The sequence below is a fragment of the Candidatus Thiodiazotropha sp. AKAK2 genome (assembly GCF_058244685.1).
This window is the reverse complement of record NZ_JBSYOP010000035.1, coordinates 25,204-45,585: the sequence shown is the minus strand read 5'-3', so window position 1 is coordinate 45,585 and position 20,382 is coordinate 25,204. Positions and strand designations below refer to the sequence as shown.

General features: G+C 52.0%; 15 protein-coding genes. 10 read left to right on the top strand and 5 right to left on the bottom strand.

Annotated features, from left to right (window positions below; genetic code table 11):
* Window positions 1-27: 27 nt before the first annotated feature.
* From AC4IE8_RS17790 to AC4IE8_RS17780, 3 genes are all read right to left on the bottom strand, one after another.
* A complete protein-coding gene (locus AC4IE8_RS17790) occupies window positions 28-795 on the bottom strand; it encodes a hypothetical protein (RefSeq protein WP_490791617.1) in 768 nt (255 codons plus the stop codon).
* Window positions 792-2,507, bottom strand: coding sequence for a sensor domain-containing diguanylate cyclase (locus AC4IE8_RS17785; protein ID WP_490791616.1), 1,716 nt, complete (start codon window positions 2,505-2,507; stop codon window positions 792-794). Before AC4IE8_RS17785 ends, AC4IE8_RS17790 begins: the two co-directional genes overlap by 4 nt.
* A gap of 128 nt (window positions 2,508-2,635) precedes the next feature.
* Window positions 2,636-3,613 carry a cupin domain-containing protein gene (locus tag AC4IE8_RS17780; protein WP_490791615.1) on the bottom strand — a complete coding sequence of 326 codons (978 nt, stop codon included), beginning with the start codon at window positions 3,611-3,613 and terminating at the stop codon, window positions 2,636-2,638.
* Between the two features lie 227 nt (window positions 3,614-3,840).
* Here AC4IE8_RS17780 and AC4IE8_RS17775 point away from each other — a divergent pair, with 227 nt between their 5' ends.
* The 8 genes from AC4IE8_RS17775 (at window position 3,841) to AC4IE8_RS17740 (ending at window position 15,778) form a co-directional block, all read left to right on the top strand.
* Window positions 3,841-5,460, top strand: coding sequence for a glutamate synthase-related protein (locus AC4IE8_RS17775; RefSeq protein WP_068987790.1), 1,620 nt, complete (start codon window positions 3,841-3,843; stop codon window positions 5,458-5,460).
* A 17-nt stretch (window positions 5,461-5,477) separates the two neighbouring features.
* Window positions 5,478-7,457: a thiamine pyrophosphate-dependent enzyme gene (locus tag AC4IE8_RS17770; protein WP_490791614.1), complete on the top strand. Its 1,980-nt coding sequence runs from the start codon at window positions 5,478-5,480 to the stop codon at window positions 7,455-7,457.
* 3 nt (window positions 7,458-7,460) lie between these two features.
* A complete protein-coding gene (locus AC4IE8_RS17765; protein WP_068987791.1) occupies window positions 7,461-8,759 on the top strand; it encodes a cation:proton antiporter in 1,299 nt (432 codons plus the stop codon).
* Between the two features lie 50 nt (window positions 8,760-8,809).
* Window positions 8,810-9,751: an ion transporter gene (locus AC4IE8_RS17760; RefSeq protein ID WP_490791613.1), complete on the top strand. Its 942-nt coding sequence runs from the start codon at window positions 8,810-8,812 to the stop codon at window positions 9,749-9,751.
* Between the two features lie 14 nt (window positions 9,752-9,765).
* Window positions 9,766-10,593 (top strand): DUF5996 family protein, encoded by an 828-nt coding sequence (locus AC4IE8_RS17755; RefSeq protein ID WP_490791612.1) that lies wholly within the window; start codon window positions 9,766-9,768, stop codon window positions 10,591-10,593.
* A 21-nt stretch (window positions 10,594-10,614) separates the two neighbouring features.
* Window positions 10,615-11,880, top strand: a complete 1,266-nt coding sequence (egtB, locus tag AC4IE8_RS17750) for an ergothioneine biosynthesis protein EgtB (RefSeq protein ID WP_490791611.1) — start codon at window positions 10,615-10,617, stop codon at window positions 11,878-11,880.
* Window positions 11,880-12,842 carry an L-histidine N(alpha)-methyltransferase gene (gene egtD, locus AC4IE8_RS17745; RefSeq protein ID WP_490791610.1) on the top strand — a complete coding sequence of 321 codons (963 nt, stop codon included), beginning with the start codon at window positions 11,880-11,882 and terminating at the stop codon, window positions 12,840-12,842. The genes egtB and egtD overlap by 1 nt, the downstream gene beginning before the upstream one ends.
* 641 nt (window positions 12,843-13,483) lie before the next feature.
* Window positions 13,484-15,778 (top strand): NADP-dependent malic enzyme, encoded by a 2,295-nt coding sequence (locus AC4IE8_RS17740; protein ID WP_490791609.1) that lies wholly within the window; start codon window positions 13,484-13,486, stop codon window positions 15,776-15,778.
* A 351-nt stretch (window positions 15,779-16,129) separates the two neighbouring features.
* Here the strand turns inward: AC4IE8_RS17740 and AC4IE8_RS17735 are convergent, their stop codons facing one another.
* On the bottom strand, window positions 16,130-16,318 hold the full coding sequence (locus AC4IE8_RS17735) for a hypothetical protein (protein ID WP_490791608.1): 189 nt from the start codon (window positions 16,316-16,318) through the stop codon (window positions 16,130-16,132).
* Window positions 16,319-16,602: 284 nt separating this feature from the next.
* Here AC4IE8_RS17735 and AC4IE8_RS17730 point away from each other — a divergent pair, with 284 nt between their 5' ends.
* Both AC4IE8_RS17730 and AC4IE8_RS17725 read left to right on the top strand, forming a co-directional pair.
* On the top strand, window positions 16,603-17,466 hold the full coding sequence (locus AC4IE8_RS17730) for a type IV pili methyl-accepting chemotaxis transducer N-terminal domain-containing protein (protein WP_490791607.1): 864 nt from the start codon (window positions 16,603-16,605) through the stop codon (window positions 17,464-17,466).
* A gap of 32 nt (window positions 17,467-17,498) precedes the next feature.
* Window positions 17,499-19,193, top strand: a complete 1,695-nt coding sequence (locus AC4IE8_RS17725) for a methyl-accepting chemotaxis protein (RefSeq protein ID WP_490791606.1) — start codon at window positions 17,499-17,501, stop codon at window positions 19,191-19,193.
* Window positions 19,194-19,779: 586 nt separating this feature from the next.
* Here AC4IE8_RS17725 and AC4IE8_RS17720 read toward each other — a convergent pair.
* Window positions 19,780-20,376 (bottom strand): TetR/AcrR family transcriptional regulator, encoded by a 597-nt coding sequence (locus AC4IE8_RS17720; protein ID WP_490791605.1) that lies wholly within the window; start codon window positions 20,374-20,376, stop codon window positions 19,780-19,782.
* Window positions 20,377-20,382 lie beyond the last annotated feature (6 nt).

Below are 20,382 nucleotides of genomic sequence, written 5' to 3'. Positions count from 1 at the left end.
TACCTTGGGAATAATGCCCCGAGGTATTCACTGTTTTGGCAGCTCCTGAGAATATCTGAGGATATCCACTTGCTGTTGTATATTGAGTGCGAGTACCGAGATCATCTGCTCACCGGGGTGGCCGTTACGTATCTTGTGCAATACTTCCCACGGATTCCTGTTGGCCACGGTTCCAACGAACTCGGGCTTGTTGAACGTCTTGAAATTGATCTTTCTACCCTTGGTACCATGACAGATAGCGCATAGGGAGTTGTACAGGGGCTTGCCCTTTCCCGGTGTTCCCTTGGCCTTTCCAGTATCACGGTCAATGTAGGCGTTCATATCCACTTGGCCGCGGCTGATGAACAGTGCCAAAGCGGATAAGGTGCCATCGTCAATCATGCGCTGATCGTAACCATGGCTGTCGCCACGGATGATCGCAGCGATGCTGTCGAGACTTGCCCCCTGCATGTCTCGTATACCCTTGATGCCCGTGTAATGAGAACCTGAGCCATAGGCTCCCTGGTTGCCAAGGTAGTCCCAGCCGTGGCATTCCTTGCAACGCCATGTGGTCAGTCCCCGTTTCTTGCCAGCGGCTGGGTAGAGGGGATGGTTGTGGTGGAACTCCTGAATGCTCAGGCCGCGCTGCTTCCGTTCTTTCTTATCAATCAGGTTCATCCAGTTGTCGTAGGCACGCCCTCCCAGTGCCAGATAATACTCCTCGTCTTCGTGCTCGGAAGTGGCGACAGCAATAGTCTGTATGATCAGTCCAATGCAGAACAAGAGTGTTGCGCTCAGTTTGATCCAGTCCGTCATGTTTTGTCTCCATCGTCCGGTTGCTGATCGCTATCTCTCGAGAATGCGAGGACAGCACGATTACGCCCCTGGTTTTTCGCCTCATAGAGCGCCTGGTCGGCCTGCTTGATGAAAATATTGATGTCGCGGATGGGTTTTTGGCCAAGGGTGCAGGCCACACCCAGACTGATGGTGACCTGAAGTTCGTCAACCCGGGCCTGTTCCACACGCCGACGCAACTTCTCGGCAAACACCATGGCTCCCTCCTTGTTGGTATGCGGCAGAATGATGCAGAACTCCTCACCGCCGTAACGGCAGGGATGGTCGGTTTCACGGCAGACGTTCATACATAGACCACCCAGGGTGGACAGCACCCTGTCGCCTTGGTCGTGGCCATAGGTGTCGTTGAAACGCTTGAAATGGTCCACATCGAACAAGACAATGGCCAGCGGGGAATGGTGCCGGTTTGCCAGGCGCAACTGATTCTCCAGCGTTTTTTCCAGGCTGCGCCTGTTGTAGAGGCCGGTCAGCTGGTCATTGTAGGAGAGTTGAAGAAGCTCGGATTCCAGGCGCTTTTGTTCTGTTACGTCCTGAATCAGGGCAGCAGAGCCAATGGGTTCACCGTCGCTACGGCGTATACGGGCCGCGTAGACCTGCAGTAGCCGGTCATTGAATTTGAGGATTTGGCTATCCTCGACCTTACCGTCCATCAGCTCCTGCAGCACGTCCGGCTGATCCGCAAGATACTTGAAGCCCTCGCGAATGATCTGTCCCATGCTTTTGCCGAGCAACCGCTCGGCCGCCGGATTGACCAGCACGACGTTGTCGTCGTGGTCAGTAACCACGATTCCCTCGCTGGAGCTGAGGATGATAGTGGTGAGCTTATCCTGTTCCCGTTGCAGGCCGGTATAGGTCTGTAACAGTCTCTCGATCATGCTGTTGAAGCTGAGTGCCATGCGGCCGAGTTCATCGTTGCCAAGCACAGGCACCTGTTGAGTAAAATCACCCTCTTCAACCTGCTTCATGGCCTTGGTCACTGACTGGACCGGCACAATGATGGCTCGGCGCATCAGTACCGTAGTAATCAGTAGCATAATCAGCAGAAAAATTCCGAGGACAACTAAAGCGGTTTGCCAGGTCTTCTCTATTTCGTCATGGGTGGCCTGCAGGGAGGAGGTCAGTTTGATGACACCAAGTACTTGATCCTCCTCCTCATGGCAACGATGGCAGTCCTCGCCATTGATGAGTGGTTTCAGAAAGGTTATCAAGGGAGCCCCATCGCTCACTTGCTCGTTGTATAGAACGATCTGTTCTTGCAGAATTGTTCTGCGGAATTCAGGGGTTCCTGGATTGATAACCTGTCGCTCGGTTTCCTCATCCCTGGGGGTGAACAGCTCCTCACCCTTGTTCCAGTTGACCTGGTGAATGGTGTTGTTATCGAGGAAGGCCTGCTTGCCGTCTGTTCGGAGAATTATAAATTCGGTGACATCTGGAGCTTCCAATAATTGACGGGCATACTTCTCGGCGGCTTCAGCGGAACCGGTGATCATGATGAAGTGCAGGCCCCTGTCAACGCTGTTCAACAGCTCCTGGCGCCCCTTGGTGTACTGTTCGAGAATGCTCTGTTTCTCGCTCCAGGTGTAGAACAGCACCATACCGAGAAGGCTGACCAGCGCGGAAACCCCAACCACAACCAGAATCTTGTTTCCGATGTGATCCCGAATGAGTCGCACGATCTCCTCCTATTCTGATTGTGTTTTAATAGTAACTATACATAAAAATGTGGAAATATCTTGAATAATGGCAACATGCGGATGATCCGTTATTTGCTGTGGTTTCATTCGGCCTGACTGAAATACCCTTATTGATTCAATGGAGGGTCTTCGGATCTCAGGATTCTCCGTCGGGCACGACTGATAAACGAATCCCGGCTTTTTTTGCGAAGTTGCCTGGGTGTATTCCCTGTGAAACTTTTATAGGATTTTCTGAAAGAGGCTGCTGATTGGTACCCACATTTCCCGGCGATTTTCTCGATACTGAGCGTGGTGTTTGTCAGCAGGTTGGTGGCTTCCTGCATGCGCCATGAGGTCAGGTATTTGACTGGCGGCATTCCCACGTATTCATGAAATTTTTGGGCGAAGGCTGTACGGCTCATGCCAATTGTGCGGGCTAGCTCTTCCAGGGTCCACTCCTCATTGAATCGAGTATGGATCAATTGCAGGGCGTGGCCAATTTGCGGAGTGATCAATGCCTTGAGGTAACCCTGTGACAGGTTGGCGGAAAAACAATTGCGCAGCAGGTGCAGCAACAGCAGGCGCGCCAGGTCACGAAGCGCGATATTACGCCCAGGGTTGTTATTCTTCAATTCGATAAGGATTGTGTCTAGGACATGGGCGATGCCGTCAGTCGTTGGGTTGTTGCGTGCATCAGTCAGCAGAACGATGTCGGGCATGTCATTTAACAGTAACTGTGCAGCAACCGATTCAAATTCATAAAAGCCGCATAATACGCTGGTTAAACTTTCCTGTTTTACACAGTCTTTTGGTTGGTTGATGTTTTTCCTGTCCTGCGGTTTCTGACTGTTGGCAAGTACATGGTGAGAATCATGCGGAAACATGACCAGGTCACCAGCCTGGATTAACCTGGGTTGCATGCCGTCCATATGTATCCATGCCTGACCATTGTCGACTAGGTAGAAAGGAACCTGTCCGGTGCCTGCAATATCGATGGCCCATTCTTCGCAATAGCTGCGGTGCATGAAAATTCGTGCCTGCAGGTGTGTCCTGGTCAGAAAATGGGTTAATGCATCATCTTTGATGTCGTTATTGGGGTCATGCATTTCCATATTGATTAAATGTACGTTTGGTTAAATAAAGTGGACGATGGGTATCGAAATTATCTGTAGAAATCATCACTGAAAATATATCATATAAAGCCAACTTAAGATCCTATGCGCAATAATTAGTTGACGGTTTCAAACAAAATCAAGAATAAAAATTACGTTTCCGCGCCTATTACAGATTACGTTGTATCTGCATTAATAATTCAAAAAAAGAGGACCATTACATGAATAAAATCCCAATTGCCCAGTGGTCTGAACTAGCGCCGGAAAAACCTGCTTATGCTTTGGTGGCCGATGTGGATCTGGTGATCGTGCGCTGGCCTGATGACGAGCAGATCTCAGTGCTCTACGGCCGTTGCGCGCACCGCGGCGCACTGATGTCGGACGGCCGAATCGAGGGAAACAATATTGTCTGCGGCCTGCATGACTGGGACTACGAATACAAAACCGGGATAAGTTCTTACAAGTCATCGGAAAAGCTGCACCGTTTCAATGCCTGGATCGAAGCTGGCCAGGTCTGGGTGGATGAAGACGAAATTCGCGAATGGACGCAAAACAATCCGCAACCATACAACCGCGAAGCCTACCAGGGACTGTATCAGGACATTCACGGCGCACCAGAAGAACCGCATAACAAATACATCCAGCATCTGGCCGAACACGGCCTGTCCAAGGTTGGTCATCACGGCCGTGTTGGTGCCATGGGCGTTCCGCGTGACCTGTTGCCCAAGTGGGAGCAGATCCAGATCCTCACCGCACAACTGCACAAGGTGCCGATGCTCGATGACGATCCGGTCGGTACTGAAGTCGTCATCGGTCCCAATGCCGAAAAACCGCTGAAACTGGATCGGCCCTTGTTTGTGTCGGACATGAGTTTCGGTGCCCTGTCGGAAGAAGCCAAGGTGGCTTTGGCGACGGGGGCTGAAATGGCTGGCACCGGCATCTGTTCCGGAGAAGGCGGTATGCTGCCCGACGAGCAACAGGCCAACAGCCATTATCTGTATGAACTGGCCTCGGCACGTTTCGGTTACTCCATGGAGAAGGTCAAACAATGTCAGGCCTTCCATTTCAAATGCGGCCAGGGCGCCAAAACCGGCACTGGCGGTCATCTGCCTGGTAGCAAGGTCAAGGGCAAGATTGCCGAAGTGCGTGGTCTCAACGAAGGTGAGTCTGCGATTTCGCCCGCGCGTTTCCCCGACTGGGACAACATCGACGAGTATCGTCGCTTCGCTGCGGAAGTGCGTGAAACCACCGGCGGCATTCCCATCGGCGTAAAACTGTCGGCACAGCACATTGAACGTGATATCGAAGCGGCACTGCAGATCGGTGTGGACTATATCATTCTGGATGGGCGCGGTGGTGGCACAGGGGCTGCGCCATTGATTTTCCGTGACAATATTTCCGTGCCAACCATTCCTGCTCTGGCGCGTGCGCGACGTTATCTTGACAAAAAAGGGCGTAACGATGTGTCACTGGTGATTACCGGCGGGCTGCGCCTGCCGGCAGACTTCATCAAGGCCATGGCTTTGGGGGCGGACGCCATTGCCGTGTCCAATTCGGCGATTCAGGCGATTGGCTGTCTGGGCATGCGTGCCTGTCATACCAACAACTGTCCGGTCGGTATCGCCACGCAGAAACCGGAGTTGCGCAAACGCCTCAAAATCGAAAAAGGGGCCAATCAGCTGAATAATTTTTTTAGGGCTTCAACCGAGCTCATGCAGGTCATGGCGCGCGCCTGCGGCTATGATCATATCAATAAGTTCTGCATTGATGATCTGAGTACATTTGACCGGGACATGGCGCATCTGACCGGTATTGAATACGCGGGTGTTAAGTTGGGCTGACTTTAGAAAACCAAAGCATGGGAGCAAAACAGATGGCAGACAAAGATCTCGTTTGGCACAAGGTCTTGAGCAAAGACGAATTGCCGGAAGGTCGGGTCACTTCGGTTACCTGTAAGAAAAAAAACCTGTGCATGAGTCACCATCAGGGGCAATACGGCGCGCTCGACAACAAATGTCCGCACCAGGGCGGCCCGCTGGGCGAGGGTAGTATCGAAAACGGCCTGCTGCGTTGTCCCTGGCATGGCTGGGATTATCATCCCCTCACAGGCAAGGCACCGGGTTTTGACGACGGTGTTGAAACCTTTCCGGTGGAAATTCGCGACGACGGCATCTATGTCGGCTTACCGCCGGAAGAGACCCACATCGGTACCGTCGGCGATCTCATGATGGAAACCATGACCAACTGGGGCGTCAAGCAGGTGTTCGGTATGGTGGGCCATTCCAATCTGGGCGTGGCCGATGCCCTGCGCATCCAGGAGAAGGCTGGCCGCCTGAGTTATTACGGTATCCGTCACGAAGGCGCCGCCGCATTTGCGTGCTCGAGTTATGGCAAACTGACCGGCCGTCCGGCCGCCTGTCTGGCGATCGCCGGTCCCGGGGCCACCAATTTGCTGACCGGATTATGGGATGCCAATGTGGATCGTGCTCCGGCACTGGCATTGACCGGCCAGGTCGAGACCCAGGTGCTGGGTCCGGGCGCGTTCCAGGAGATTGACCAGGTGGGGGCATTCGGCAGCGTCGCGCAGTGGTCACAAACCGTTATGCATGACAGCAAACATACTGAACTGATGAACCTGGCCTGCAAAAGCGCCATTCTCAACAGCGGCGCGTCGCACCTGATTTTCCCCGATGAAGTGCCCAAGCGTGAACTGGACAACCCGCCACCGGCCGGCACACCCGAAGGTCGTTTGCCGTCGCGCGAAATCTCACCGCCGGCCGATGCCCTGCAGGCTGCGGTGGAGCTGTTGTCCAACCGCAAAAGGCCGGTCATTGTGGTTGGGCATGGCGCGCGTTTCCAGATGGATGCCGTGATTGCCCTGGCCGAACAGCTTAAGGCGCCGGTCATCACCACCTTCAAAGGCAAGGGTCAGATCGCCGACAGTCATCCGCTGGCCGGTGGCGTGCTGGGTCGCAGTGGTACACCGATTGCGAGCTGGCTGATGAATGAATCCGACAGCCTGTTGGTGTTTGGTGCGAGTTTTTCCAACCATACCGGCATCACACAAAAACGTCCGACCATCCAGGTGGACTACGATCTCATGACGCTGGCCAAGTTCCATGCCATTGATGTGCCGGTATGGGGTGAGGTTGGTGTGACTGCCAGACTGTTGTCTGAGGCTTTGGCCGGTTACAGCGATAGCGAGGACCAGACAGATGATGTCGCCACACGCTGGGCCATCTGGCGTGAAGAAAAACAGCGCCGCACCCTGGATGACCGTGGCAGAGGCATCAACTCGGCCATCCTGTTTGATAAGCTCGCCAGCAGCGCCGACAAAGATGCCATCATTGCCGTGGATGTTGGCAACAACACTTACGCGTTCGGTCGTTATTTTGAATGTGAAGAGCATTCAGTGCTGATGTCGGGTTATCTCGGCTCCATCGGTTTCTCCTTCCCGGCAGCCATGGGCGCCTGGGCCGCGACCCAGGAAGATGACCCGCGCTTCAAAGGCCGTCAGGTTATTTCGGTCTCTGGCGATGGTGGTTTTGGTCAGTATCTGGCCGAGATCAACACCGCAGTCAAATATGGCATGAACATCACTCATGTGCTCATGAATAACGGTGAACTGGGCAAGATCAGCAAGGAACAGCGCGCCGGCAACTGGGAGGTCTGGCAGACCAGCCTGCACAATCCCAACTTTGCCGAGTATGCGCAACTTTGTGGAGCCAAAGGCCTACGCGTGACCGATGCCGCCGATCTGGAAGGCGCATTCAATGAAGCACTGGCCCACCCGGGGCCAGCCCTGGTGGAAGTGTTGACTGATGCGGAACTGGTTTGAGTCATGAATGAAGCCAGTCTGTTACTGGTGTTGGCCGGCATTGCTTTGTTCGCACTGTTTTCCGGGCCGATCAGCCGCGGAAGCCTGACGCCGCCAATGACCTTTACTGCCCTGGGTCTGCTGCTCAGTCCAATTGCGCTGGGTTGGATCAATCTCGGACTGGACAATGCGGTGATTCATGCCATTGCAGAGATCACTCTGATTCTGGTTTTGTTTACCGATGCGGCGCGCATCAAACTCAAGAGCCTGTGGTCGGACCATGATGTGCCGATGCGCCTGCTGCTGGTCGGGATGCCGCTGACCATCGGTCTGGGTACGGCGCTGGCGCTGGCCGTGATGCCGCAACTGCTGCTGCTTGAGGCGCTGGTGCTGGCTGTCATCCTGGCGCCGACCGATGCGGCCTTGGGGCAGGCTGTAGTCAGTAGTCCCAAAGTGCCGGAACGCATACGTCAGTCGCTTAATGTGGAAAGCGGGCTCAACGACGGTATTGCCTTGCCAGCTCTGCTGTTTGTGATTTCGTTTGCCGCCGGCAGTCATGGCGGTGAACAAAATACCGACTGGCTGAACTTCGTGTTGCTGCAACTCACGCTGGGGCCGCTGGTTGGCGCGCTTATTGGCTGGTCGGGTTCCAAAGCCATCAATATGGCGATTGATAATCGCTTTCTCACACATGAATTTTGCAATATTTATTTGTTGAGCATGACGTTTATTGCCTACCTGGCGGCCGACCTGGTCGGCGGCAATGGTTTTATCGCCGCCTTTGTCGCCGGTGTGGTAACCGGCAATACGCTCAAGCATGTCAATGAGGAGATTTACGAGTTTGCCGAATCCGAAGGCCAGTTATTGAACCTAGTGATTTTTTTCCTGTTCGGTGTGGCTCTATTGCCGCAGGTCTGGCTGCGCATCAGTGGCGAAATGGTGGTTTATGCCCTGTTAAGCCTGACGGTGATCCGTATGCTGCCGGTGTTTATCTCGTTACTGGGTAAACAGCTGCGCTGGGAAACCGGACTTTTTTTGGGCTGGTTCGGGCCGCGAGGCCTGGCGTCGATTCTGTTTGTCTTGTTGGTGCTTGAGCATGCTCAACTGCTGAATCAGACGTTGGTGTTCGATACGGTGATTGTCACGGTATTTCTTAGCATCATGCTGCATGGCCTGTCGGCATTGCCCGGGGTGAGCCTGTATGCCAGGGTATTGAAAGCCTGCCAGCGTCGTGGTGATGACATTTCATCGGAACAGGCCAGTGTCGAGGCTATGCCATTGCGACTCTCTTCCACCTTCAAGGAGATGGAGGATAGGTCATGATCGATGTGATTGAATCCTGTTGAGGCGCTGTAAGGAGACTGATTACTGCTATGTCAGGATTCAAGTCAAAACTCTATGCGTTACTGGAAGCTGTACCCCGCCACAGTCGTGCTCAGCGTATTTTTGATCTGTTTTTATCACTGTTGATCCTGGCTAATGTACTGGCGGTGATTGTGTCGACCGTCAACAGTTTTGCTGTCGAATATGAACGTTTGATTCTTTGGTTCGAGATTTTTTCAGTGGCTGTGTTCACGCTGGAGCTGTTATTGCGCTATTGGGTGGCGGATATGGCCGGTGCTGAAGGGGAAAAATCTTTCCGTTTTAAATTCTGGGCCAGCCCCTACACCCTAATTGATATCCTCGCAATTGCACCCTTTTATTTCGGTTTTATATTGAATGCCGATCTGCGTCTGTTGCGACTGCTGCGTCTGTTCCGCGTGTTCCGTTTCAGTCCCTATTTCCGCAGCCTGGCGTTGCTAAGCAATGTGATTCGCCAGGAATACCGTCCTATGCTATCGGCTCTGACGGTGATTGTGATCCTGATGCTGATTGCCGCAGGTGGTATTTACCTGCTTGAACGAGAGAACCAGCCGGACACCTTTGGTGATTTGCCCTCGGCTCTATGGTGGGTGGTGGTGACTTTATCCACCGTCGGTTACGGCGATGCCGTTCCACAAACAGGGTTTGGTCGGATGCTGGGTGCCGTGATCATGATTCTCGGCGTGGGTATGGTGGCCTTGCCGGCCGGCATGCTGGCGTCACGTTTTTCCCAGGTCATGCACCGCCAGCAGGATCTTTTCCGCATGTTTGTTGAAAAACAAATCGAGAAACGGGGGGCTGTTGATGAGATGCAAGTGGAACAACGCCGCCAGGAACTGTTCATCAGCCGAGCGGAGGCCCGCTCTATTATCGCCAGTAGCATTGAGGCGCTGCAGTCGCCACTTAATTTTTGTCCGCATTGCGAAAAAAAATTACCCGATCATAATTTTTAAAAAAGGATATTACCGTGTCAGTAACGCTTCCCACTTTAAAACTCGCCGACTGGTTTGAAACCCGTGATGCCATACATCAATACGCCCGCATCATAGGCAAGATACGCGGATTTTACATGTCCAAGGCAAAACACTGGTGGCATATCACCCTGACGGTGAATGCACATGGCCTGACAACGACGCCTTTTCCTGTAAAAGGCCGGAACCTGGAAATGCAACTTGATCTAATTTCACATCAGTTATCGATTTTTAGCGATACAGGGTGGAGTTGCGGTATCCCTTTCAAGGGAAGCAGTGCCGCCGGGATGTGTCAGCAGATCACACAACTGCTTGCCACTCAGGGCGTCGATCTGGATGAGCAGCTGCTGAGCGCTTTTGAGGATGAAAGCGTACAGGCTTATGATGCGGATGCCGCGGATGATTTTCGCCGTGCCCTCAGTTGGATTGATGTGGTGTTCAGGACTTTCAAAGGCGGCTTGCGTCAGGAAACCAGTCCGGTGCAGTTGTTTCCGCATCACCTCGACATTTCGATGAACTGGTTTTCCGGCAGGCTGGTGCCTGGCGTGGACCCGGCCAACGAGGAAAATGCGGATGAGCAGATGAACTTTGGTTTTGTCAATGGTGACGCTTCAATTGATGAAGCTTATTTTTATATCACGGCTTATCCCATGCCCGAAAACTGGTCTGGCCTGGTATTGCCACAAGGGGCATATTGGCATACCGAAGGCTGGGTCGGAGCGATTCTGCCGTATGCCAGGTTGTTGGAGGTGAACGATCCGCAGGCCATGCTGCTTGAGTTCCTGCAGCAGGTGCAGAACCATGGCGCAGCGTTGATGAAGTAAGTTTGTGTTCAAGGAGTTGACATGCAAGTAGCAGTAGACCCAAAAATCCCTGCTCGTGAGAAGTTGATCAACCGCTTCCTCGAAGTGCGGACATACACCGAAACGTTGTGTCGTCCGTTGCAGACGGATGATCATCAGATCCAGTCGATTGTGCAGACCAGTCCGCCCAAGTGGCATATTGCCCATGTCACCTGGTTTTTTGAGGCTTTTGTTTTGCCGCATTTTGATCCGGCTTACACACCCTTTAACCCGGTCATGGATTTTCTGTTCAACAGCTATTATTACACGCACGGTCAGATGCATCCGCGTCCGAACCGCGGACTGCTGTCAAGGCCGACCGTGGCTGAGATTTATGACTACCGCGCCTATGTCAATGAACAAATGCTGCAGTTGATGCATAACATTGATGACTCCCGCTTTGAGGAGCTGGCTTTTCGAGTGATCCTTGGCTTAAACCATGAACAACAGCACCAGGAATTGCTGCTCATGGATGTCAAACACAATTTCTCGGTCAATCCGATCAAGCCGGCTTACCGGGACGATCTGAAAATACCACAGGGTCAGAGCCGATCAGTGCGATGGCTGGAGCAGGCCGGCGGCATTCATGAAATCGGTTTTGCCGGTGAGGGTTTCGCCTATGATAACGAGACACCGCGCCACCAGGTCTTGCTGCGGGACTATCGCCTGGCCGACCGCTTTGTTACCAATGGCGAATACCTTGAGTTTATCAGGGATGGGGGATATGACGATGTGGCATTGTGGCTGTCAGACGGCTGGGCCCTGATCAATAAGGAAAACTGGGCACACCCCCTATACTGGCAACTAGGTGACGACGGCTGGCGACAGTTCACTTTGGGTGGCTCGCGTGAGCTCAATGAGCATGAACCGGTTTGTCACCTGTCCTATTTTGAAGCCGACGCTTATGCGCGCTGGGCGGGCAAACGCCTTCCGCTCGAAGCGGAACTGGAGCAGGCGCTGTCGATGATGCCCGTTACAGGTAATTTTACCGACTCTGATTTTTTACACCCCGTACCTGCATCAAAGCAAGGCCAGTGGTTCGGCGACCTTTGGGCCTGGACCTCGTCACCTTACACGGCGTATCCAGGTTTTAAACCCCTGGAAGGCTCTATGGGTGAGTACAACGGCAAGTTCATGTCCAACCAGATGGTGCTGCGCGGCGGCAGCGCCGCGACACCCGCCGGGCACCCCCGTGCGACTTACCGTAATTTCTTTTACCCGAATGAACGCTGGGCCTTTACCGGCCTGCGTCTGGCGGAGGATGTCTGATGCGAAACGTCACCTTTCATGATCACAAGCATCAGGCTTTGAGTTTCCTGGATGCCGTCGTCGAAGGTCTGTCGCAGGAGAATAAGAGCATACCGCCGAAGTTTTTTTATGATGAGCGCGGTTCCGAGCTTTTTGACCGGATCTGTGAACAACCCGAGTACTATCCGCCATCGGTTGAGCGCAAGATGCTGTGCGAATTGTCCGCCGAGATCGCGTCATTGACTGGTCAGAATCGTCTGCTGATCGAACCGGGAGTGGGCAGCGGCGCCAAAGTGCGCCTGTTACTGGATGACCTGAAGCCATCGGCTTTTGTGCCCATGGATATCTCTTTTGATTATCTCAAAACCATGGCCACTCAACTGGCGGCTGAATACCCATGGCTGCCGGTGCATGCCGCCTGCGTGGATTTTTCTCATTCCCTGCTGCTGCCGGATGAGGCGCCGGACAGCCCAAGGTTGGTGTTTTTTCCGGGCTCGAGTCTGGGTAATTTTGATATGATTGAAGCGGAAGCATTTCTTAAACTGGTGCGCGAGGTACTGGGCGAAGAGGGCATGCTGCTGATCGGCTTGGATACCAAGAAACCCGAGTACGTGCTGAATGCTGCTTATAACGACGCGGCTGGTGTGACTGCTGAATTCAATAAAAACCTGTTGCATCGCATGCGTGATGAACTCAAAATCGAGGTCGATCCCAGATCATTCGATCATCATGCTTTTTATAACGCCGCAGCCGGACGTATCGAGATGCATCTTGTCAGTAAACGGGATCAGTTATTGCACCTGAATGGATTTTGCTTTGAATTTGAGCAGGGTGAGTCAGTGCATACGGAGAATTCCTACAAATACGAACCGGAGGAATTCCTGGACCTGGCATCAAAGGCCGGCATGGTTAAGGTACGCCACTGGTTAGCGGAAGAGGGCTTGTTCGGCATCTATCTACTTGAGACTGCTGCGTTCGGGTAGGGATGAGGTTTCAAATCTGCCCCCCCATGCTGTTTGCACGGGGAGCCAAATCCTATCTTTTTGCAGTGACGAGCAGATTTGGTTCTCGACTCAATAGGTAGTCGGCTGGACGTGCAGATGCCGATCTGCTTGTGGATCTGATCCGTGCCGGTGCGTCTGTGCAGCAATTTTCGCTGGCACCATATAGAGATATCCATGTCGGACGACGGGCTGAGCGATAGTCGCATTGGAGAAATGTACGCAAGATTGAAACAGCCACCCACCATGAACGCTGCGATATCCCTACAGTGCCCGTCCTCAAGATATATCCTCATTTACCTATATTATTCATATCAGCACTTCCTGATGCAATGTGCCTAGCACCCTTCTCCCTTGAAGCACCTAAGGGCAGGAGTGTTACCCAATTCGCCTTGGAGCACCAAAGATCTATTGTCTTAACGCTTACCAGAAGCAATAAGATTGCACTGTCTTTGTGGGGTGATTTGGGCTCTGCAGACGTTCGCAAAACTCTGTCATTGGCATAACCAAACCGAATCTGCTTCTGGAGTCTGATCGCTAGATTCTATTCGACGATACAACGAGCGTCCGGGCCGTTATACTACTTCGAAATCTGAACATCCATTTCATCAGGAAACATCCGAATGTCTGAAAACTTTAAAGAAAGTGCGCTGAGATACCACGTCAGTCCGGTACCTGGAAAGCTGGCAATACAAGCCACCAAGCCGCTTTCCAACAAGCGTGATCTCTCAAGAGCCTACTCACCGGGCGTGGCCTATGCCTGTGAGGCGATTGTCGAGGATGAGAGTCAGGCTGCGAAGATGACCGCGCGTGGAAATCTGGTGGGTGTTGTATCCAACGGTACCGCAGTGCTGGGCTTGGGCAATATCGGTCCGTTGGCGTCAAAACCGGTGATGGAAGGTAAGGCGGTACTGTTCAAGAAGTTTGCCAATATCGATGTATTCGACATCGAGGTCAATGAGAGTGATGTTGACCGTCTGGTCGATATCGTTGCGGCCCTAGAGCCAACCTTTGGCGGTATAAACCTTGAGGATATCAAGGCGCCCGAGTGCTTCCTGGTGGAGCAAAAGTTACGTGAGCGGATGAGTATCCCGGTTTTTCATGATGATCAGCATGGTACAGCGATTGTTGCGGCGGCGGCGGTATACAACGGTTTACGACTGGTAGACAAAAAGATCGAAGAGATAAAACTGGTGGTCTCTGGAAGTGGCGCGGCCAGTATTGCCTGTGTCGATCTGCTGGTCAGCATGGGTATGCAGAAAGATAACGTCACCTTGATCGATCGCAGTGGAGTCATTTACCAGGGGAGGGAGTCTGGCATGAACCCCTGGAAAGAGAAGTATGCCCGTGAGACAGAGATGCGTACGCTGGATGATGCCATCAATGGCGCTGATCTGTTCATGGGGCTTTCCGGACCGGGAGTACTGACTCAGGAGATGGTAAAGAAAATGGCCGAGCGGCCATTGATTCTGGCGATGGCCAACCCGGAACCCGAGATCAGGCCGGAACTGGCGAAGGAAGTTCGCCCTGATGCGATCCTGGCCACCGGTCGATCGGACTACCCTAACCAGGTCAACAATGTGCTTTGTTTTCCTTTTATTTTCCGTGGTGCGCTGGATTGTGGTGCAAAAACGATCAACGAGGAGATGAAGCAGGCTTGTGTTAAGTCGATAGCCGACCTGGCAATGAAGGAGGCAACTGACGTGGTTGCCGAGGCCTACTTAGGAGAAGAGCTCAAGTTCGGTCCGGATTATCTTATTCCCAAACCTTTCGATCCCCGGTTGATTGAAGAAGTGCCGGTTGCCGTGGTTCGTGCCGCCATGGAGAGCGGTGTAGCGACCCGGCCGATCGAGGATTTGGATGCCTATCGCAAGTCGTTGCATGAGTTTGTGAATGCCTCCGGCTTATTCATGCAGCCCATGATCGAAGCTGCCAAAAAGGGACCCAAGCGTCGACTGGTCTATGCGGAAGGAGAAAACGATGATGTGTTGATGTCGATGCAGGCCATCGTCGATGAGGGTGTTGCTACGCCAATCCTGATTGCTCGCCCCGATATCGTGAAGCAGAAGATGGATCGTCTCGGCTTACGCTTTACTCTCGGTGAGGATGTGATGGTGTTCAATCCCAACGATTGCGATCAGTATGATCGTTATTGGCAGCATTATCATGACCGAGTCGGGCGAAATGGTGTGGACGTGGAGGCGGCACGCAACGAGGTACGTAACAACCCAACTGCATTGGCCTCGGTAATGGTGTCGATGGGTGAAGCAGAGGGCATGATTTGCGGCAAAGTCCGTCGCTTTGATAGTCATTTCAAAACGATTCACAAGGTGTTAGGCACCGACAGCAAAAACCGGCGCGCTTCCACCGTATGCGCACTGCTGCTGCCCAGCGGTCCGCTGTTCCTGGCCGATGCCTTCCTCAATCTTGATCCCGATGCTGAAGAGCTTGTGTCCATTACAGAATCCGGGATTGAATTTGTGCGTCATTTCGGTATTGAACCGAAGGTGGCGTTACTGTCACATTCCAATTTTGGATCGTCACGCAGTGGTTCAGCGCACAAGATGCGCGAGGCGGCCAAAATTCTGAGGCAAAAACATCCGGATGTCGAAGTCGATGGTGAAATGCATGCGTTGACAGCGATGAATGAGGAGCTCCGCAAACGTATCTTGCCGGGTGCCAATCTGACGGGGGCGGCCAACTTGTTGATCATGCCGAACCTCGATGCGGCGAATATCGCACTTGGTTTGATCCGCTCGCTGACCGATGCACTATTGGTTGGACCGTTCCTGAATGGCATCAGCAAGCCAGCCCACATCGTGATTCCTTCGGTCACCGCGCGCGGGATCTTCAATATGAGTGCAATTACAGCGGCCGATGTTGAACGATATTGCGAGAACAATATCTGTTCAACTTGATTTGAATGAGCTTTGCGGATTTATCACGCTTCGGCTCGAGGCTTAGGCTGCCTGGTGAATTGGAAAACCTGGCACCCGATGATCGGGACAATCTGGCCCAGTTTGCTGGCCTCAGTTGGGATAATGATCTGGTCGATATCCCGGTGCCGACTCTGAGCAGATCCCAAGATCTTGTCTTTCAAGTTCACAGGTCTATTTTAATTTTTTGTCCTCCAGTCTTAGCGAAGCCTTTCGTTCATAAAATGCCAGACGCAAGTAGTTGTCTTGAGTAGCTAGAGTATTGGAGCAGGCCGGCCACGGAGTGAGCAATATGGCTGATCTGAATTATCCTGCAGATCATGAATTAGTGCATTAGATTTTCCACGGACGGCTCATGGGCAAGTTTTTCCATTCAGCTAAATCCTCGAATTTTTGCTCAGGCGCGAGCAAGGCAATGTCTCGAATAGGATGGGTCAGTGGCAAGCCGATAGGCTGGATACGATTTTTATCATTTTTGTCATGGACCAGGCTCACTGCCGAAGCACAAAGATTGTGCTGCATGCCGTCTCAAAACTCCCTCCTGCAGAGCTTGTTTGCTGATCCTTAGGAAAGACCTACCCATTGTTGATAGATCCTATACTCACTTCGGGATAGGCGGGATAGGCGGGATAGGCGGGATAGGCGGGTTTTATACGAACAATCTGATGTTCAGACGGACTCTATAGGTTTTATTTACTGCATTTTATCTTCAGTAGTCTATAACAAATAAAGTAAATTACAAAAAGTGCCGATTCCATACTGAGGGTGAAAACAAACCATCTACTTCATTGCGAAGGGGTACAGTCATGCAAAAAATCTCTCTCCCATTATCCATTTTTCTGCTTTTTGTTATCTCTGCCGGAGACCTGTTAGCCATCACTGCCAGTGAATATGCCGTGGTGATCAATCTCTCTGGAAGGCAGAGGATGCTGACACAGAAAATGTCCAAGGAGATGCTGCTAATTGCAAACAATGTCGATGCAGAAGCTAACCGCTCCAACCTGGAAAAGACAGCCAAGCTGTTTGATAGCACATTGGCAGGCTTGCGCGATGGAAATGCAGAAATGGGGCTTCCACCGACCGAGGGTAAAGTGACTCTCAAGCAGTTGGCTAAGATTAACAAACTCTGGACTGAGTTCAGTGCGGTTGTAACGGAGGTCGTGAAGGGCGGTTCGGTAGATATAGCCAAGGTGGCAGAGCTCAATCTTCCCCTATTGAAAAATATGAATACAGCGGTACGGCTGTATGAGAAGGAGGCTAAGAAGGTTACGGGAAAAAGTGCCGGTGTGGTGATCAATCTCGCTGGTAAGCAACGTATGTTAACCCAGAAGATGTCAAAAGAGATGTCTCTTGTGGCCTTGAATCATGACACTGCGAACAACAAAACCAATCTGCGCAGTACGGCATCGTTGTTTGATCGTACGCTGAAGGGGCTTCTCGATGGCGATAATGATCTTGAGCTCCCGGGTACAAAGGATCAGGCGATTCGCGCTCAACTGACGGTGGTTGCCGATTTGTGGAAGGGTTTCAAGCCCCTGGTGGAACGGGCAAGCAGTATCGACAGCAAGGGGGTATCAAAAGAGGATCTTGTCAAAATGTCGAAACTCAATTTGCCACTGCTGAAAGAGATGAACAAAGCAGTAAAAATGTATGAGCAGCTTGAGCAGTAGCTGTTACCCCTCCCTGAAAGCGGAGACGAATTATGTCAATCTCATCCTGGTATATCGCTGCCGTCAACCTTCTGTTTGAACGTTTCAAGATTCGAACGCTGGTATTCATGGGAATGACGTTTTTTATCCTGCTTATGCTGTTTTCAACACTGTTTGCCCTATATCAGTTAGGACGTACTACCGATAATCTTACCAAAGCCGCTGAACAGGCCGCCGATATCAGGGTGATTGTTGCAGAGGTGGAGGAGGGATCCATCGTGGCTTCCTCCTCAGCTTCCAAGCTAAGCGACGATATGAACAGTAAGCTGTTGAGCATGCTCAAAACCAATGTGTCGGATATGGGGCAGATTCAATCCACATTCGAAAAAATGGTGAAAAACCTCAATGCGTTGATCGAGAGCGGGGAAGAGGATTCGACCATGCTGATGCTTGAGATCGAGGATATCTATGAGCAGGTCAGACGGGAGTCTCTGCCACGCGTAAGAAGTATCGTCGTGGAATTCGAAAAGGCGGCACAAGAGGGTACGCTTCAAGCAAATGTGGCAAAAGATCTGCAACGACTCGCCGAGACGTTTAAGGAAAAATCTGTTGAGGCGGCGAGTGCATCCAAAGTTATCGAGCAGGATTCGGCAGCCTCTGTGCTAAGTGCTGAAAAGAGTGTTCAGCTGCTGATCTTGATCATAATTGTATCTGTCATATTCGTCTTTATTACCTCGTTCAATACAAACCTGGTGATTAACCGCCCGATCAATTTGATGAGTGAAAGGATCAAGGACATAGCACAAGGAGAGGGCGATCTGACCAAGCGACTTAATGAAGATGCAAATAATGAACTGGGTGAACTCTCCCACTGGTTTAATGTGTTCATGGATAAGCTCCAGGTATTGGTTGAAAATGTTAAGGAATCCAGCGGAAAAATGAATGGCGCCGCGTTCCAGATGTTGGAGATGACAGAGCAGTCGAGTGCGGGCGTGCTGCACCAAAAGCAACAGACTGAGGAGATGGTGCATGCGATGCAGAATCTATCGTCAACTGTAGAGGATGTTGCAAATAATGCGTCTGCAGCGGATAAGGCGACCGATTCAGCTGAGACAGAGTCAGCCAAGGGAAAGGAGGATCTGCGTATGACCATAAACAGCATTACCACACTGGCGCAAGAGATCGATACCGCTGCAAATATCATCAATGGTTTTAAAAAGGACAGTGAAGATATTGGTGGTGTCCTGGGTGTCATTAAAGGCATCGCTGAACAGACGAATCTGCTGGCGTTGAATGCGGCCATCGAGGCTGCGCGTGCCGGGGAGCAGGGTAGAGGATTTGCTGTTGTGGCAGATGAAGTCAGAACGCTTGCGACACGGACACAGGAGTCCACTGAGGAGATACAGGAGATTATCATTCGCCTGCAAACGGGAGCGGAACAGGCAGTCAATGCCATGAATTCAGGACGTGCCCGCGGTCATGAAACCGCAGAGCAGGCTCAGCAGGCCGGTGTCTCGCTGGAGTCGATTACCCGGGCGATCAATGAAATATCATCGGTAAACTCGAAGATTACCGCATCGACGGTTGATCAGCGTAGTGTTACAGCCGATGTCAACGAGGGGATAAATACGATCAATCAGGTTGCTGAACAGACCGCGACCAGAGCAGAGCAGACCACCAAGCAGGGTGAGGTGGTGTCACAGTTGGCCCAGGAGCTGAATACATCGGTTAAGCAGTTCCAAGTCTGACATCAGTACAGGTCAATACCTCACAACGAAAGATTTACTGTTGTGGTTGTTATCCATGCGCAACTCAAAACTGCCAGTGAGTAGGCATCAAACAAGGCTGCCGATTTTGTTCCTACGGTGATGTAAAATGGTGATTCTCCAAGCGGAACTTTAAAGCTCAATTTTTAACTTTCGTCCGCCGGTAACTACCAAGCCTTCCTGTTCATAAAAAGCCAGCGTTTTATCAAAGTGAGGAAGGGGGGCTGTGACCTCAAGGCGTTTCCATCCCGTTGAACTGCCAAAGTACTTTGCTTGAGATGGTAGCCGCAATCCCAGATTGCATGAACGGTACTCCGATCGTAAATAGCGTTCTGGAAGGGTGCCAAAGTGACCTCCGGCATAGAGCGCGTAGTGTAGTTATTCTGCATGCGCGAAAAATGACGCCGCTGGGTACAAAAACAGATCCAGCCCCCTATAAATAAATCATAGGAGGGGTTGCGACTGAAAAGTGTCACTCGGTGTTGCTCGTCGCTCATTTGGAATAGCCAAACTACGCGCTTCGCGCACTGGATTCGTGTCAAATGGCCCTAGCGTAACACCTACAGAATTAATGACTTGTAGCGCAAATATCGGCCAGCCATTCAAGCATCATTGCTGATTGGCGATGAACGATTTCAGGGTCTTCAAGTACATGCGCCATGAGGCTTGCGCCTTGGGCCATTACCATCAGTTGCTCTGCTCGTGCTCGTGCGCTCTCTCGTGGCAGTATGGCGCTGAAGCGAGCCTCCAGCCAGCGCAGATAGAGGTCAAACATGAGCTTGGCCTGTAGTTGTTGCTCACGGTGGTCCTTGCTGAGTTCACTGTTCAGGGTGCCCATGGGGCAACCATAGCGGGAGAGGTTGTCGGCATTGGCATCAACCATGGCGATGAACCGCTCGACGCAGTCGTAGGTTGTACCGCACTCCAGTGACCAGCTTTCGAGTTGCTGCCTAATCGCGGTAATCTGCTGATCGATCACCGCTTGCAGCAATTCGTCCTTGGATTTGAAGTGATACTGGATATTGCCTTTACGAAGATTTGTCTCCTGTGCGATGTTAGCGTAGGAGGTGGCGCCAAATCCTTTGTGGTAGATATGGCTCCGTGCAGCATCAATAATACCCTGGCGGGTGGGTTTTCTTACCGATTGCTTGCGTTCTGTTTTCATGGCTCG

Bases quoted from the DNA above. Each gene is read 5' to 3' on its own strand.
- AC4IE8_RS17790 (WP_490791617.1), bottom strand. From the start codon at position 795: ATGACGGACTGGATCAAACTGAGCGCAACACTCTTGTTCTGCATTGGA.
- AC4IE8_RS17780 (WP_490791615.1), bottom strand. From the start codon at position 3,613: ATGCATGACCCCAATAACGACATCAAAGATGATGCATTAACCCATTTT.
- AC4IE8_RS17775 (WP_068987790.1), top strand. From the start codon at position 3,841: ATGAATAAAATCCCAATTGCCCAGTGGTCTGAACTAGCGCCGGAAAAA.
- AC4IE8_RS17770 (WP_490791614.1), top strand. From the start codon at position 5,478: ATGGGAGCAAAACAGATGGCAGACAAAGATCTCGTTTGGCACAAGGTC.
- AC4IE8_RS17765 (WP_068987791.1), top strand. From the start codon at position 7,461: ATGAATGAAGCCAGTCTGTTACTGGTGTTGGCCGGCATTGCTTTGTTC.
- AC4IE8_RS17760 (WP_490791613.1), top strand. From the start codon at position 8,810: ATGTCAGGATTCAAGTCAAAACTCTATGCGTTACTGGAAGCTGTACCC.
- egtB (WP_490791611.1), top strand. From the start codon at position 10,615: ATGCAAGTAGCAGTAGACCCAAAAATCCCTGCTCGTGAGAAGTTGATC.
- egtD (WP_490791610.1), top strand. From the start codon at position 11,880: ATGCGAAACGTCACCTTTCATGATCACAAGCATCAGGCTTTGAGTTTC.
- AC4IE8_RS17740 (WP_490791609.1), top strand. From the start codon at position 13,484: ATGTCTGAAAACTTTAAAGAAAGTGCGCTGAGATACCACGTCAGTCCG.
- AC4IE8_RS17735 (WP_490791608.1), bottom strand. From the start codon at position 16,318: ATGCAGCACAATCTTTGTGCTTCGGCAGTGAGCCTGGTCCATGACAAA.
- AC4IE8_RS17730 (WP_490791607.1), top strand. From the start codon at position 16,603: ATGCAAAAAATCTCTCTCCCATTATCCATTTTTCTGCTTTTTGTTATC.
- AC4IE8_RS17725 (WP_490791606.1), top strand. From the start codon at position 17,499: ATGTCAATCTCATCCTGGTATATCGCTGCCGTCAACCTTCTGTTTGAA.
- AC4IE8_RS17720 (WP_490791605.1), bottom strand. From the start codon at position 20,376: ATGAAAACAGAACGCAAGCAATCGGTAAGAAAACCCACCCGCCAGGGT.